At 62.4% G+C, this 13658-nt stretch carries 14 protein-coding genes; 2 read left to right on the forward strand and 12 right to left on the reverse strand.

Going from position 1 to position 13658, the window contains the following annotated elements:
• Positions 1–98 precede the first annotated feature (98 nt).
• Positions 99–1595: a Fic family protein gene (locus tag OGV19_RS23095; protein WP_264310804.1), complete on the forward strand. Its 1497-nt coding sequence runs from the start codon at positions 99–101 to the stop codon at positions 1593–1595.
• A 33-nt stretch (positions 1596–1628) separates the two neighbouring features.
• Here the strand turns inward: OGV19_RS23095 and OGV19_RS23100 are convergent, their stop codons facing one another.
• The 9 genes from OGV19_RS23100 to OGV19_RS23140 form a co-directional block, all read right to left on the reverse strand.
• Positions 1629–1877 carry a DUF3077 domain-containing protein gene (locus tag OGV19_RS23100; RefSeq protein WP_027595118.1) on the reverse strand — a complete coding sequence of 83 codons (249 nt, stop codon included), beginning with the start codon at positions 1875–1877 and terminating at the stop codon, positions 1629–1631.
• 16 nt (positions 1878–1893) lie between these two features.
• Positions 1894–2037: a hypothetical protein gene (locus tag OGV19_RS23105; protein WP_264310805.1), complete on the reverse strand. Its 144-nt coding sequence runs from the start codon at positions 2035–2037 to the stop codon at positions 1894–1896.
• Positions 2038–2669: 632 nt separating this feature from the next.
• Positions 2670–3605: an IS110 family transposase gene (locus tag OGV19_RS23110; protein WP_264309399.1), complete on the reverse strand. Its 936-nt coding sequence runs from the start codon at positions 3603–3605 to the stop codon at positions 2670–2672.
• Positions 3606–3912: 307 nt separating this feature from the next.
• Positions 3913–5331: an efflux transporter outer membrane subunit gene (locus tag OGV19_RS23115; protein ID WP_264310806.1), complete on the reverse strand. Its 1419-nt coding sequence runs from the start codon at positions 5329–5331 to the stop codon at positions 3913–3915.
• Entirely contained in the window at positions 5328–6203 is an 876-nt protein-coding gene (locus OGV19_RS23120; RefSeq protein WP_264310807.1) for an efflux RND transporter periplasmic adaptor subunit, read from the reverse strand. Before OGV19_RS23120 ends, OGV19_RS23115 begins: the two co-directional genes overlap by 4 nt.
• Positions 6200–6412 carry a DUF1656 domain-containing protein gene (locus OGV19_RS23125; RefSeq protein WP_136912409.1) on the reverse strand — a complete coding sequence of 71 codons (213 nt, stop codon included), beginning with the start codon at positions 6410–6412 and terminating at the stop codon, positions 6200–6202. Before OGV19_RS23125 ends, OGV19_RS23120 begins: the two co-directional genes overlap by 4 nt.
• A complete protein-coding gene (locus tag OGV19_RS23130; protein ID WP_264310808.1) occupies positions 6409–8496 on the reverse strand; it encodes an FUSC family protein in 2088 nt (695 codons plus the stop codon). Before OGV19_RS23130 ends, OGV19_RS23125 begins: the two co-directional genes overlap by 4 nt.
• Positions 8493–8945, reverse strand: a complete 453-nt coding sequence (locus OGV19_RS23135; RefSeq protein WP_264310809.1) for a MarR family winged helix-turn-helix transcriptional regulator — start codon at positions 8943–8945, stop codon at positions 8493–8495. Before OGV19_RS23135 ends, OGV19_RS23130 begins: the two co-directional genes overlap by 4 nt.
• A gap of 263 nt (positions 8946–9208) precedes the next feature.
• Entirely contained in the window at positions 9209–10003 is a 795-nt protein-coding gene (locus tag OGV19_RS23140) for a tetratricopeptide repeat protein (RefSeq protein ID WP_264310810.1), read from the reverse strand.
• A 206-nt stretch (positions 10004–10209) separates the two neighbouring features.
• Here OGV19_RS23140 and OGV19_RS23145 point away from each other — a divergent pair, with 206 nt between their 5' ends.
• Positions 10210–10770, forward strand: a complete 561-nt coding sequence (locus OGV19_RS23145; protein WP_264310811.1) for a WCX domain-containing protein — start codon at positions 10210–10212, stop codon at positions 10768–10770.
• 117 nt (positions 10771–10887) lie between these two features.
• On the opposite strand, the gene OGV19_RS23150 is transcribed toward OGV19_RS23145, so the two are convergent.
• From OGV19_RS23150 to OGV19_RS23160, 3 genes are read right to left on the reverse strand one after another with little or no spacing between them, the layout of a single operon-like run.
• Entirely contained in the window at positions 10888–11751 is an 864-nt protein-coding gene (locus OGV19_RS23150) for an ABC transporter permease (RefSeq protein ID WP_027595109.1), read from the reverse strand.
• 14 nt (positions 11752–11765) lie between these two features.
• Entirely contained in the window at positions 11766–12626 is an 861-nt protein-coding gene (locus OGV19_RS23155; protein WP_264310812.1) for an ABC transporter ATP-binding protein, read from the reverse strand.
• Positions 12627–12632: 6 nt separating this feature from the next.
• Complete coding sequence (locus OGV19_RS23160; RefSeq protein ID WP_264310813.1) at positions 12633–13652, reverse strand: ABC transporter substrate-binding protein; 1020 nt, start codon at positions 13650–13652, stop codon at positions 12633–12635.
• Positions 13653–13658 lie beyond the last annotated feature (6 nt).

Genomic DNA, 13658 nt, shown 5'->3' on the forward strand with positions numbered 1-13658 from the left:
ATTTTGAAAAAAAAATGATCAAAGTCTCTTCAATTGAAAATTTTCTAAGCCCGCTGAAAATAAAATGGCGAATTTGGACCTGGTGAAGGAGGTTTGAAATGGAAGCCGCTGGCTACGCGCACCTCATTCAACAACTGGGTCTGGCTGCGGTGCCTATGCTGCGGCCTGCTACGGTGCTTCCTGTTACCCGATTGAAGCTCATCGGAACCACACTGGCAGTCCCTGCGGCCATTACCCCTGCAAAAAATGAGCTACTGGCTCACGTGCTGTTTGCACTTAAACATGAAGGCATCAACTTGGCTGCTCTCGCCCAGGCATTGCCACGGATTCCAGCTGCCGACTTTGAACACGCCCACCGGGAGTCTCCGAATGGCGTTTTCATTAGAAAGGCCTGCTATTTACGGGAAGCATTCACGGGCGAGCAACTCAAGCAGACTGTCAAAGTCACAGGTCCGTATCGTCCGCTTTTCGATCCACAGCGCTATATCACCCGCGCCGGCGAGCGGAACACGAAATGGCGAATCGACTTCAATGGCCTTGGCGACCTGACCTACTGTGCGACAGTCGAGCGTACTGCCGAAATCCAGTCGCTACTCGATCATGACATCCTCACTAAAGCACAAGCATTCATCGCGGCATTACCTCCCGTCATGATGGACCGGGCACTGAATTGGGCCTACATGCATGAAACCAAGGATTCATTCGCCATCGAGCGAGAGTCCCCTTCTGAAGACAAGTCCCGCCGCTTTATCCAGCTACTCCGTCAGGCTCACCAGCGCCAGCCTCTTACCGAGGACTATCTAGTAGCCCTGCAGAATGCGACGGTGTCCAACCCCTTCGATCTGGCAGCAGCCTTCAGGCACGAGCAAAACTATCTCTCGGATGGTACACCAGGTGCTACTGGGGTTACCTTCCTGCCGCCCCCTCCAGACCTGTGCCGGGAACTCATGGAAAGCTTGATGAGCTTTGCCAATGACGCTCCGACTCAGGTTGACCCTTTAGTGGCAGCAGGCATTACCTCGTTTGGGTTTGTGCTGCTCCATCCGTTCATGGATGGCAATGGTCGTTTGTCACGCTTTTTGATTCACCAAGCGCTGTGTCGCGCGGGGGCATTAGACAATGGTCTGCTGTTGCCCATGTCAGTAGCAATGAAAAGCCAAGAACTTCGCTATCTGGAAGCCCTGCAATCGTTCTCACGACCGGTGCGGGATTTATGGGAGGTGAGGTGGATCGATTTTGGCCAATATAGCTTCGAGTTCAAGGGCCACGAAGCTGTCTATCGCTATTGGGATGCGACGCCGTGCGTGGCCTTCACGCTCGACATGGCCAGAATAGCCCTTGAAGTGGAACTGCAGAAGGAAGCCGATTTTCTGGCCAGCTACGACGCTGTCTATCGGGCAGTGGACGATCAGTACGATGTCCGTGGCAGCGACTTGGCCAACCTGGTGATGATGTGCCTGACCAATGATGGCATCGTATCCAGGAACCGGCGCAAGCAATTCCAATACACCGTTCCGGTCGAGGTATTCGACTTCATCGAACAGCAGTCGCAACACATCCTTGCGGCACAACGGGCCGAAGCCAAGCAGGAGTGAGCGCACTCACTCGCTGCCTTGGCGCTAGTGCACTCAATGCACCCTGTTCATGCCCCGTTCCATATCATCGATCAAAGCCTTGGCCATCTCGCTGAGAATCCGCGCTGCACTGCCGGCCACGCGGTCATTCTCCATTTCCGCTTCCGTGGTCAGGTGGCGGATGCAGCCGAGCAGTACCGACAGCTGAGAGAAGGCGTGGTTGAAGGGTACGTCAGGTTGCAGGCGGAACAGGTCGAAGGTTTCCTCGCCTGCGGTGGAGGACGCTGTGGGATCGTCGCGCATCGTATCGTTCCTCGGCTCAGGCGCTGGCGCGGGTGTGGTCGTACAGGGCGCGGATCAGCAAGTCGCACGCTTCGGCGCAGGGAGGGTCTTGGAGTGTGATGATGGGCGGGTCGAGCAGAAGGAGGGTTGCGGGCGGTGAGTCGGGGACGATTTTTTTCATGGTGCGGCTCCGTATGCGGAAAGAAAAACTACCGTCCTCCTCGTCTCACGGAATTGGGTGGCAGTCGTGCACGGAGTGAGACCCGGGACATACGGTAACCCCGGCCAGGCCGAAGCCTGCCCGCGCACGACCGCCATGAAGCAGTGTGCTACCGAATGCAAACCAGGTGTCTCACGCCCGATCGCCTTGCGAGGCGACCCGAGGACATTATTCCTGGGGCATTTCACCGCCTAGACAGCACCTTCCGACAGGCGCGTAGGATAGTTCTCCTGATGGGGAGAGCTGAAGCAATTGGCTTCAAGTTCGGAAATGTCTTACGGCTTCAAGGTGTTCGCCGTCAGCGTTTCAGCGCTCTTGAGATCGAGCGCCGCCCGCGCGGCGCTTCGCGGGGCAAGCCCGCTCCCACATCTGTTTCGGGCCAGTTACTCCTGAAGCATTTGCGCTCGGCCCCTTGGTGCCCGTCTTAATATCGCGTGGTACAAACAAGGCGGTCGCGCGCCTCAATCACAGGCGAGAATGGCCCGATACAGATGTGGGAGCAACTGTCTTCTTGTGGAAGCTGGCCTTGCCGGCGATGGGGCGCGTAGCGCCCCAGGCCCGGCTGTGCCGGGCATCGCCAGCAAGGCTTGCTCCTACGAATGAGCTATTTGCTCCTTCCAGGGCGTTCCGGTCTTGAGCATCGCATTTAGCCTCACTATCAATACTCGCATACACGCCACCACCGATACTTTCGCGCACTTCCCCTGGGCTCGCAGTGCTTTGTAGCGCTCGCAGAAGTCCTTGTTGTGCCGTATCACCACCCAGCAGGCCATATAGAGCGCCCGCCTGACTTGTGAGCGTCCCCCCCAGATTGAACGCTTGCCCGACTGCTTGCCGCTGTCCTGATTGAACGGCGCAACACCGACCAAGGCGGCAATTTCCTTCTTATCCACCTGGCCCAGCTCTGGCAGCAAGGCCATCAGCTTTCCGGCAGTAATCAGACCAATTCCTTTGACTTGAGTGAGCTGTTTAACCCGATCATCAGGCAAAGCTGCTGCCTGCTGTGCGATCTCTTGTTCCAGCGCTCGAATTTCACCCTTCAGATAGGCGATGTGTTGTTCCAACCGCAAACAAACACTGGGAGCCCGCGCCTGCTTCAGGCGCCGCTTGTCATCGTCGCGCTGTTGGACGAAGCGATCCCGCTGCATAAGCAGTTCGCGCAGCAAGGCCCGCTCGGGTGTCATCACCTGGCAAGGCCGTGGGGGCATAACTTCAGCCAGGTGAGCCAAAACAGCTGCGTCAATGGGATCGGTCTTGGCGCGTTTACCCATCGACTTGGCAAAGTCCCGGGCACGACTGGGATTGATCCGGCAAACCGGAAAATCGGCATCCTGCAGCGCTTTGAGGACATTGCACTCGTAGCCACCGGTAGCTTCGAGCAAGACCATTGAAACTGCATACCCGCCAAGCTTTTCGACGAGCAGTTGGAATCCCTTCAAGTCATTGGAAACACTGAAGTTCACCCCCTCAGGGCGGATGTGAACAGCAAGTGTGGCACTGGAAACATCGATGCCGACAGAGGAAGACATGGCCAAACCCTCTTAAACTCAAGGAGTGAGAGCGCTTTGGCTTGGCCCACGCTTGTGATTCGAGATTACGCCCCTCATCCAACTGTTCGGGCTCTCGCCAAAGTGGAACGGTGAATGGCAGCTTTTGCTCCCACACGTGCTCTGGGCACCTCGGGCTATCAGCTTGCCATTCACCGCTCTCACTTCAGATTCTATTCCCTCTCCAAGACACAAGCGGGCTTGCCCCGCGAAGCGCCGCGCGGGCGGCGCTCGATCTCAAAGACCCTGCAGCTCAATCGCCAAACACCTTCCCGCCACCCCACAATGATCAAGGAGTGCCACCCCCCTTCCAGCCCCCACCCAACGCCAAAAACACCCCTATCTGCCCCACCGCCACCTGGCTATTCGCCGCCGCCAACTGCGCGCGCATATCGGTATACGTCCGCGTCGCCTGCAAGTCCGCCAGGAACGACTCACGCCCAGCCTGGTAATACCGGTGCGTCTGGTCCGCCGCTTCCTTGGCCGACTTCTCCGCCTCGGCCAATGCATCGCGCCGGTCGAGCAAGGCGCTGTACTGCGCCAGCCGGGTCTGGGTCTCGCGGATGGCGTTCAGCACCACGCCGTCGAAATGCGCCAGCGCCGCCTGAGTCGAGGCTTCGGCCATGCGGATGCGTGCACGGGTGCCGTTGGTGGGGATGGTCCAACTGATCTGTGGGCCAAAGCCCCAGCGGTTGGTCGCCGGCTCGCCGAGGTTCTCGAGGATACCGATGGTGCCAACTTGGGCGCCGATGCTGATATCCGGGTACAGCGCGCCCGTGGCCACGCCGATGTAAGCGGTGGCAGCCGCCAATTGGCGCTCGGCCTGGCGTACGTCGGGGCGGCGCTTGAGCAGCGCGGCGCCGTCGCCCACCGGGATCAGCTGGGCCAGGTGCGGCAGTTCGGCGCAATCGGCGGTGCCGGCGGGCAACTGCTCGACCGGCTTGGCCAGCAGTGCGGCCAGGGTATACAGGCCGGTCTCGCGCTCGGCCTTGAAGCGTGGCAGCTCAGCGCGCAGGGATTTGAATTGGGTCTGCGAGCGGGTGACTTGGGTTTCGTCGCCACGGCCGGCATCGCGCAGGCGCTGGTTCAGCTTTACACCTTGCTCCTGCAGGTCCAGCGACTCGCGGGCAATGTGGTATTCCTCGTTGGCCGAGCACACCTGGGTATACGCCTTGACCACATCCGCCACCAGGGTGATGCGCGCCGTGTCCGCTGCGGCCTGCACCGCGTCGGCGTTGGCCTTGGCCGCCTCGGTACCGCGCTTGAACGTGCCCCACAGGTCAAACTGGTAGGAGGCGCTAATGATGGCTTCACCGATATTGGCCACAGGCACCTTCTCGGGCAGCAAAAAGGCCTCGCCGGACTCCTGCAAGCGCTGGGCGCCGGCCTTGATGCCACCACTGAAGCCGCCCTGCGATTCGGCCACTTCGACCTGGGCGCGGGCCTTGGCGATGTTGGCCGCAGCCACCCGCAGCTCGGTATTGGCGCTCAACGCCTGGCGCACCAGTTGGTTGAGGCGTTGATCCTGGTACAGCTGCCACCAGTCTTCGGGCACCGGCGCCGACACCACACTGTCGGCGTCCTGGCGCAGCGGGCCGTTGAGGTCGCTGCGCTGCACGGCCGCGTCTTTCGGCACTTCGTAATCCGGGCCAACCAGGGCACAGGCACCGAGGGACAGGGCCATGCCCACCAGCATCAGGCGTTTCATGGGCGCTTGTCCTCGATGATCGACACCGTGGCCGTGCGCCCGGCGATCATGCGGAAGTCTTGTGGCACTTCGTCGAAGGCGATACGCACCGGTATCCGTTGAGCCAGGCGCACCCAGCTGAACGCCGGGTTGACGTTGGGCAGCAGGTTGGCGCCGCTGCTGCGGTCGCGGTCTTCGATGCCGGCGGCGAAGCTCTGTACGTGGCCGCGCAGGCGCGTGTTGTCGCCCATCACGCGGATGTCCACGGCATCGCCGATGTGGATGCCACCGAGCTTGGTTTCTTCGAAGTAGCCATCGACGTGGTAAGAGGCGCTGTCGACCACCGACAGCACTGGCCGGCCGGCGGTGACGAACTCATGGTTACGCGGGGCGCGGTCGTTGAGGTAGCCATCCACCGGGCTGCGCACCACCGAGCGGTCGAGGTTGAGCTGGGCGGTATCGACCGCCACCTGCGCCTCGTTGACCGCCGAACGGGCGCGGGCTTCGCGGGACTGGCTCTCTTCCAACTGCTCGGCCGCGACCAGGTTGCCCAGCGTGCGGTTACGGCGCGTCTCGCGGGCGGCCTGGGCCAGGGTTTCCTCACGCTCGGCGAGGGTTGCCTGGGCCTGGCGCAAGGCCAGGCTGAAGCGGTCCTGGTCGATGGTGAACAGCACGTCGCCGCGCTTGACCACCTGGTTGTCACGCACCTCGACCTTTTGGATCAGCCCGGACACATCCGGGGCGATCTGGATCACGTCGGCGCGAATGTGGCCGTCGCGGGTCCAGGGGGCGAACAGGTAGTACACCACCATCTGCCACACGAGCACGGCGGCGAAACTCACGACCAGCAAGGTCAGGACCACACGGCCCAGGGTCAGCAAAGGTTTTTTCATGGCAGCATCAGGTTTCGGCAAAAGTGGTCGACCGCGCCCAGCATCACGGCGTAGAGGGCAACGTTGAACAATGCCCGGTGCCAGACCAGGCGGTAGAAATGCAGGCGCACCAGCACGGCGTGCACGCCCAGAAACAGCAAGTAGGTGAACACCATCATCACCAGCAGCGTGGGCAGGAACACCCCGCTGATATCCAGATCACCGATCACAGTGGGGCTCCATCGATGCCGGGGGGCAGTTGCGGTTGTTCGGTAGGCTCAAGCATCACTTCGACACCGGGCAGCAATGCCAGGCGCAGGCCGCTCAAGGCGTGCAGCAGGTGCACACGGGCGTCGCCACGGTCGTTGTGATCGTCCAGCGCCAGCCCTTGCCGCGCACGCTCCATGTTGCGCAGCAGCGCGGCCGGGGCGTGCAGGCGCTGGTTGGCGCGCAGGCAAGCGGCGTAGTGGGCGCCGACTTCCTCGATGACCGTGGCCAGGCGCTCGCGGGCCTGCGGGTTAGCGCGCGGCATGTAGGCCAGCAGGTCGAGCAGGTTCAGGCCCACACGCAGGTCACGCAGCGCCACACCGCTGTCCTGGCCGGTCTGCAATAGGCGCGGCAAGTGCTGCATCAGGCGGTCGAGCATTTGTACGCCGACCTGGCGGTGTTCGGCCAGGGTGGCGGGCTGGGTCATCTCGACGATGTCGCGCCAGGCGAAGCGGGTCATGCGCTTGGCGGCCAGTTCCACGCCGAACGGGCGCAGCAGCAGGGTCCAGATGAAGGCGAACAGCAGCCCGACCGGGCCGGCCAGGTTGGCGTTGATGAAGGTTAGGAAGTCTGCGTCGTAGACGCCCTGAATGCTGATGAACGTGGCGGTGTTGACGATGGTCAGCAAGGTGCCAAGGTAGAAACGCGGCTGCACGGTCAACGTGCCGACGCAGATGAAGGGTACGGCGAACGCCAGCACCAGCATCGGGAAGTCGTGCAGGTTGGGCAGCACCAGGAACAGGTAGACGCTGGAGAAGATCACCGACATCAGCGTCCAGAAGAAGAACCGGTAGATCTGCGGCGCCGGGTCGTCCATCGCGGCAAAGAAGCTGCAGGCCACGGCAGCGAGAATGACCGCGCTGCCACCGTCGTTCCAGCCGAGCAAAATCCATAGGCCGCTGGCGACGATGATCGCGGTAACGGTGGAGAACACCGAGTAGAGCATCAGGCCACGGTCGAAGAAGGGCGTCAAACGGCCCAGGCGCCAATGGCGATAGGCCGCGCGCCAGGGCGTGGCGTCGTCCTTGCGCAAGGCGTGCTGGAGGGTGCAGCAGTCTTGCCAGAGGTCGACCCACTCGGTCAGACGATACAGGGCGTTGGACAGTAGCAGGCCGCCGCGCTGGTCCAGAGCGGCGGCGCTGGGTTGCAGGCGGGTGATCTGCTCGTGCAGCGCGGTCCAGGGTGCCAGGGAGGCATCGTCGGCGGTGCCTTTGAGCCATTCGCGGGCCTCGGCCAGCAACGGTTGCAGCTGGGCGAACTGCACAGGCGCACGGCCCTCAAGGGCGATCAGAGCGTCGTCCAGGGCGTCGATCACCGGCAGCAGGTGGATCATCCGCCCGCGCAGTTCGCTGGCATTCTTCAGGGTGTGGGGGCCGGCGCCTTCGTGGCCAAGCTGGCCGATCATCATTTCCAGGGTATTGAACGTGGCCACCATCGAGGCACGCATGCCGCCCACCTTGTCGGCGGCGATGTCGCGGGCCAGGTAGGTGTCGCTGTAGCGGATCGCCTCGGCGAACCAGTTACCGGTCGAGCCGACCACCACCGGGGCCAGGCGGCGCGGCCAGAAGATCGCACCGACTACGGCCGCGCAGACGATGCCCAGGCAGATTTCCTGGGCCCGCGACGAGGCCACATCGAACACCGCCGTGGGGTTGTCGACCACTGCCAGGGCAATCATCGGCAGGGTGTAGCCGGCCAGCATCAGCACGTAGTTGTTGGCGGTGCGCAGGTTCAGCGAGAGGAACAGCAAGGTGCCGGTCCACAAGGCAATGGCGACGCTGAGCAACAGCGGCGACTGTACCAAAGGCGGCACCAGGAGTATCGCCCCACCGGCACCCAGCAACGTGCCGAGGGCACGGTACAGCGCCTTGGAACTGGTCGGGCCGACGAAGGGGCTGGAGACGATGTAGACGGTCGCCATCGCCCAGTAAGGGCGCGGCAACTGCATAAGCAGGGCGATGTACAGGGCGATCATCGACGCGGCGAAGGTGCGCACGCCGTAGAACCAATCGCGGGCCGGGGGTACCGAACTGAAGAAGCCGTTCATGCTGCACCGCCGGGTGTGCCGAGGCCGGCGGCCTCGAAGGCGCGCAGGACGCGCAGGGCGGCCTCCAGGTCGGCCTGGTCGATGCCCTGCAGTACATCACGGCGCAGGCGCACCAGCTCAGCCTCGATGGACTCGGCCAGGGCGCGGCCTTCGGCGGTCAGGCTCAGGGCCTTGGCGCGACGGTCCAATGGGTCCTCGCTGCGGCACACCAGCCCGGCTTTGCACAGTTGGTCGAGCAGGCGCACCAGCGACGGGCTTTCGAGGCCGGCGGCCTGGGCCACCGCCACCTGATGCACGCCATCGCCTAGGCGCACGATCATCAGCAACGGTGCGGCGCAGGCCTCGGAGATGCCGTAGCTGGTCAACGCGGCGTGGCAGATGCGCCGCCAATGGCGAGCGGCAACCACCATGCCGCTGCTGACTTGCAGGCGCAGGAGATCAAGGGACATGAAAGGAACCAAGGATATTCATAGTTTGCTAACTATCAATATACGCCTGGCCCTCCCCCTGTCGTCAACAGGGGGCGACGGATAGCGTGGGTGAATTGTTGTTCATGTTGGGCCTTTGCGCCTTGATCAAATCCAGCTCAAATCCCTGTGGGGGCAACTGTCTTGCTCAACTTCTAAAAACTGGCGTATTACCTGTGGGAGCGGCCTTGCGCCGCGAAAGGGCCACACATGGGCTGCGTCTTCCCCCGAATTTGATGCAACGATCAAGGCTGTACCTGGTCTTCCAGCTTCATCGTCAGCGCCAGCGTGCTGCCCATCTGCACTGCCCGGTCGCGCCACTCCAGGTACCGCGCACTGTCGCGGCTGCTGAAGTGCACCGCCAGCTCCTCGGCAGCCTGCATCACCCCCGCCGCAGCCGCCAACTCAAGCCAATACAGCGCACCTTTGATATCGGCCTCCACGTACAGGCCATGCATCAGCCGGTAACCCACCTCGAACCGGCAGCGCGCTTCGCCCCGCTCGGCACCGCGCATGAACCATTGGTAGGCTTGCACCAGGTCGACCTGCCAGTCCAGGTCGCCATCGCACACTTCTTCTTCATACAAATCACCCAGCGCGGCGGCAGCATGCAACATGCCGCGGTCAAACGCCTGCCGATAACACTCGGCCGCCTGCACGTAGGAGGTCTCGATCCCTTTACCGAAGTAGTGCTGTTGGCCCAGGTTGAACCAGGCCGCGGCGTTGCCCTGCAAGGCTGCCATGCGCAGCAGGTGGCCGGCCAGCACGGTATCGGCACGCCAGTACTTGCCATTGAGCCAGATCCAGCCGAGGTCATTGAGCGCAGCCACGCTGCCTTGCAGCGCCTGGTGGCGCAGGTCGGCATACACCACCTGCAAATCACTGGCCTCATCCAGGCGGCTGACCAACAGCGACCGCTGGCTGGGCAACCCGACCCCGGCAAACAGCCGATGACGTCTCCCGGCAGGGGCTGGAGGAGCGATCACCCGCTCTGGCAGAAGACGGGCAAGCAGCGAATGGATATTGCTGGCAGCAGACATGTTCATCCTCATTGAACGACACACAATCCCAACCTTGGCTGTGATGAGGCGTGATTCTGCGTGACGTCACGACAAAACCTGTCGCGAACGATTCGGCACGAGGCAACCAAATGCGACTTCCTTGATCTGAGCAGGCTGTGGCCAATTGCCATGCCCCGCTCGTGCCGCCATCCTATTGCGGCAAGCCTAGACAAGGACGTTATCTTTTGCCGTTCGCCACCACTCGCGCCACCCTCAGCCGTCAGTGGGCGCTGCTGCGCCAACTGCCCAGCCGCTCCCCAGGCATCACCAGCGCCGAGCTGGTCTGGCGCCTGCGTGATGTGGGCTTCAATGTCAGCAAACGCACGGTTGAGCGCGACCTCAACGAGCTGTCGCTGATTTTTCCGCTGGAGCGCAATGACAAGAGCATACCGTTCGGCTGGCACTGGTCGTCGAGTGCCGTGGGTGAGCTGCGGGGCAATTTCGATCTGCTGACCTACCTGCGGGGTGACGCCTTGCAGCCGGTCCAGGGCGAGGGGATAGAGCTGGTGGCGCGGATCAATGACGCATTGGCGCGGCAGTTGCGCCAGACGCCATTGAGCACCGACATGCAGCTGACAGCGCTGAAACATGGGCATCGGCTGCGTGCCACGGTGAGCGATGGCTGGCCGTTGCGCTGGTGGCTGTTGAGCCAGGGGGATGGGGTGGTGGTGGAGCAACCGGAAGGGTTGCGCGAAGAAATTGGCAAGATGTTGAGCAATGCGGCGGCTCAATACCAGAATCCATGACCTGTACCGGCCTCTTCGCGGGCAAGCCCGCTCCCACAAGGTCATCACCAACCTTGAAAGTGGTGCGAAACCTGTGGGAGCGGGCTTGCCCGCGAAGAGGCCGGGGCAGGCTACCGGTTAGCGCTGCATTCCCCACCGCCGCACGGTCAGCCGCTCCAGGGTATTGAACACCAACCCCTCGACCAGCAAACCAATCAAAATCACTACCGCCAACCCGGCAAACACCTTGTCGGTGTACAACTCGTTGCGGTTCTGGAAGATGTACCAACCCAGCCCGCCCTTGCCGCTGCTGGCGCCAAACACCAGTTCGGCGGCGATCAAGGTGCGCCAGGCAAACGCCCAGCCGATCTTCAACCCCGACAGAATCGACGGCAAAGCCGCTGGTACCAGGATGTGCAGCACCAGGCGCAAGCCCTTCAGGCCATAGTTGCGGCCGGCCATGCGCAGGGTCTCGGACACACCAAGAAAGCCCGCATAGGTGTTCAGCGCCAGCGCCCACAGCACCGAGTGCACCAGCACGAAGATCAGGCTGTTGTCGCCCAGCCCGAACCACAGCAGCGCCAGCGGCAACAAGGCGATCGCCGGTAGCGGGTTGAACATCGAGGTCAAGGTGCCCAGCAGGTCACGACCGAGCTGGGTAGAGACCGCCAGGCTGGTCAAACCAAAGGCCAGCACAATGCCCAGCACGTAGCCCTTGAGCAAGATCACCAGCGACACGCCGACCTTGGCGGGCAGCTCGCCACTGAGCAGGCCGTCCCACAGCGCAGCGGAGGTTTGCAGAAAGCTCGGCAGCAGCAGGTCGTTGCCCTGATAGCGGGCCACGGCCTCCCACAGCGCGGCGATCACCACCAGGATGACAGCCTTGCGCAGCCAGCCTTGTTGCCACAAACGCTGGGCGAGTGGCAGTTGGCGTTCCAGAGGCACACTGAGCAGTGGCTCCAGCTGCACCTCGTATTCCTGACGTACAGGGGTAGTGGTCATGGCGCAAGCTCCTGTCAGTAGGCGATACGGATATCGTTGAAGCCAAGGTCGTCAGCCTGCTCGGGCTCTGCCTCATCGAACAGCAAACGATGAATGCGCCGGGCACTGGCCTGGAAGTCGGCGGCGCCCAGGCTGGCAAGATCGTACTGATGGCTGTGCACCTCGGCCCGCACCCGCCCTGGGTGGGGCGACAGCAGGAGGATGCGGTTACCGACCACCAGTGCCTCTTCGATGGAGTGGGTCACAAACAGCAAGGTGAAGCGCACCTCTTCCCACAGCAGCAGGAGTTCTTCCTGCATCTTGCGCCGGGTCAGCGCGTCCAGCGCGGCGAATGGCTCGTCCATCAGCAGGATCTTCGGCTGGGTAGCCAAGGCCCGGGCAATCGCCACGCGCGCCTTCATGCCACCCGACAGGGTGTGTGGATAGGCATCGGCAAACGCTGCCAGGCCGACCTTGTCCAAGTAGTGCAGCGCCCGTTCTTCGGCCTCGGCACGCTTGAGCTGGCCAGACACCAGCAGTGGGAACATGACGTTCTGCTTCACCGTCTTCCACGGTGGTAACTGGTCGAACTCCTGGAACACCACGATGCGGTCAGGGCCTGGGCCTTTGACGGGCTGGCCCTGCAGCAGGATCTGCCCTTCCTGGGGGGTGATGAACCCGGCCACGGCCTTGAGCAAGGTGGACTTGCCGCAGCCCGAAGGCCCCAGCAAGACGAAACGGTCGGCGCGATCGACTTCGAAGCTGACCTGGTGGGTGGCCCGCACCACGCGTTGTGCGGTGCGGTATTCGAGGCTGAGGTTGTCCACCTTGAGTAACGGTGGCGTGGCGACACGGCTCAGGTTGCTGGCCGCGTGGCCTGGCAATGGGGCGGTCATGATCGATCAGCTCCCCTGCAGCGGGCGTTCATCCTGGAAGAAATAATCCTTCCACGACGCCGGCTTGTGCTTGATGGCGCCAACCCGATACAGGAAATCCGCCAGCTTGTAGGTGTTTTTCGGCGTTACGGTGAACTCGTACTGCGGGTTGTCGATCAGCTTGATCAGCGTGTCGCGGTCGATCTTGGCCTTGGTCACGCGGATGTAGGTATCGGCGGCGGCAGCCTTGTCCTTCTGCGCGAAATCCGCAGCCTCGGCCAGGGCGTCGACAAAGGCCTTGTAGGTCTTGGGGTTGTCATTGCGGAATTTTTCGGTGGCAAACAGCAGGGTCGGCGAGTTAGGGCCCAGCAGGTCATAGCTGTTGAGCACTACATGTACGTCTTTGTTGGCCAACGCCTGGTCCTGGAACGGCGGGTTGGAGAAGTGCCCGTTGAGCTCGGTGCCGCCGGCTATCAGCGCAGCCGTAGCATCGGGGTGCGGTACGGCCAGGGTGTACTTGTCGAGGCGGTTGTATTCCTTGTCGCCCCACTGCTGGGCAGCGGCGTACTGCAGGAACCGCGACTGCACAGAGACGCCGACTGCCGGTACGGCGATGCGGTCCTTCTCGGAAATATCGGCGATGGTCTTCACGTTGGGGTTGCTGCTGACCAGGTAGTACGGGAAGTTGCCAAGCGAGGCGACAGCCTTGACGTTCTGCCGGCCCTTGGTGCGGTCCCAGACGGTCAACAGTGGGCCAACGCCAGCACCGGCGATGTCCACCGAGCCAGACAGCAGCGCGTCATTGATGGCCGCACCGCCAGAAAGCTGAGCCCAATCGACTTTGATGTCGATGCCCTGCTCCTTGCCGTGTTTCTCGATCAGGTGCTGGTCACGTACCACGTTCAGCAACAGGTAAACGATGCCGAACTGCTCGGCGATACGGATCTCGCCTTCGGCCTGGGCCACTGCAGGGGCTGCCAGGCTGCCGACGACCAGGCTCGCGCCCAGGCCGATGCTTGCCGCCAGGCGGCTGATGGATTTGCGCATGATGTG

The sequence above is a fragment of the Pseudomonas putida genome, from assembly GCF_025905425.1.
Classification (GTDB): Bacteria; Pseudomonadota; Gammaproteobacteria; order Pseudomonadales; family Pseudomonadaceae; genus Aquipseudomonas; species Aquipseudomonas putida_AF.

Excerpts from the sequence above, each read along its gene's own strand:
- OGV19_RS23095 (WP_264310804.1), top strand. The coding sequence starts at position 99 with ATGGAAGCCGCTGGCTACGCGCACCTCATTCAACAACTGGGTCTGGCT.
- OGV19_RS23100 (WP_027595118.1), bottom strand. The coding sequence starts at position 1,877 with ATGCGCGACGATCCCACAGCGTCCTCCACCGCAGGCGAGGAAACCTTC.
- OGV19_RS23105 (WP_264310805.1), bottom strand. The coding sequence starts at position 2,037 with ATGAAAAAAATCGTCCCCGACTCACCGCCCGCAACCCTCCTTCTGCTC.
- OGV19_RS23110 (WP_264309399.1), bottom strand. The coding sequence starts at position 3,605 with ATGTCTTCCTCTGTCGGCATCGATGTTTCCAGTGCCACACTTGCTGTT.
- OGV19_RS23115 (WP_264310806.1), bottom strand. The coding sequence starts at position 5,331 with ATGAAACGCCTGATGCTGGTGGGCATGGCCCTGTCCCTCGGTGCCTGT.
- OGV19_RS23120 (WP_264310807.1), bottom strand. The coding sequence starts at position 6,203 with ATGAAAAAACCTTTGCTGACCCTGGGCCGTGTGGTCCTGACCTTGCTG.
- OGV19_RS23130 (WP_264310808.1), bottom strand. The coding sequence starts at position 8,496 with ATGAACGGCTTCTTCAGTTCGGTACCCCCGGCCCGCGATTGGTTCTAC.
- OGV19_RS23135 (WP_264310809.1), bottom strand. The coding sequence starts at position 8,945 with ATGTCCCTTGATCTCCTGCGCCTGCAAGTCAGCAGCGGCATGGTGGTT.
- OGV19_RS23140 (WP_264310810.1), bottom strand. The coding sequence starts at position 10,003 with ATGTCTGCTGCCAGCAATATCCATTCGCTGCTTGCCCGTCTTCTGCCA.
- OGV19_RS23150 (WP_027595109.1), bottom strand. The coding sequence starts at position 11,751 with ATGACCACTACCCCTGTACGTCAGGAATACGAGGTGCAGCTGGAGCCA.
- OGV19_RS23155 (WP_264310812.1), bottom strand. The coding sequence starts at position 12,626 with ATGACCGCCCCATTGCCAGGCCACGCGGCCAGCAACCTGAGCCGTGTC.
- OGV19_RS23160 (WP_264310813.1), bottom strand. The coding sequence starts at position 13,652 with ATGCGCAAATCCATCAGCCGCCTGGCGGCAAGCATCGGCCTGGGCGCG.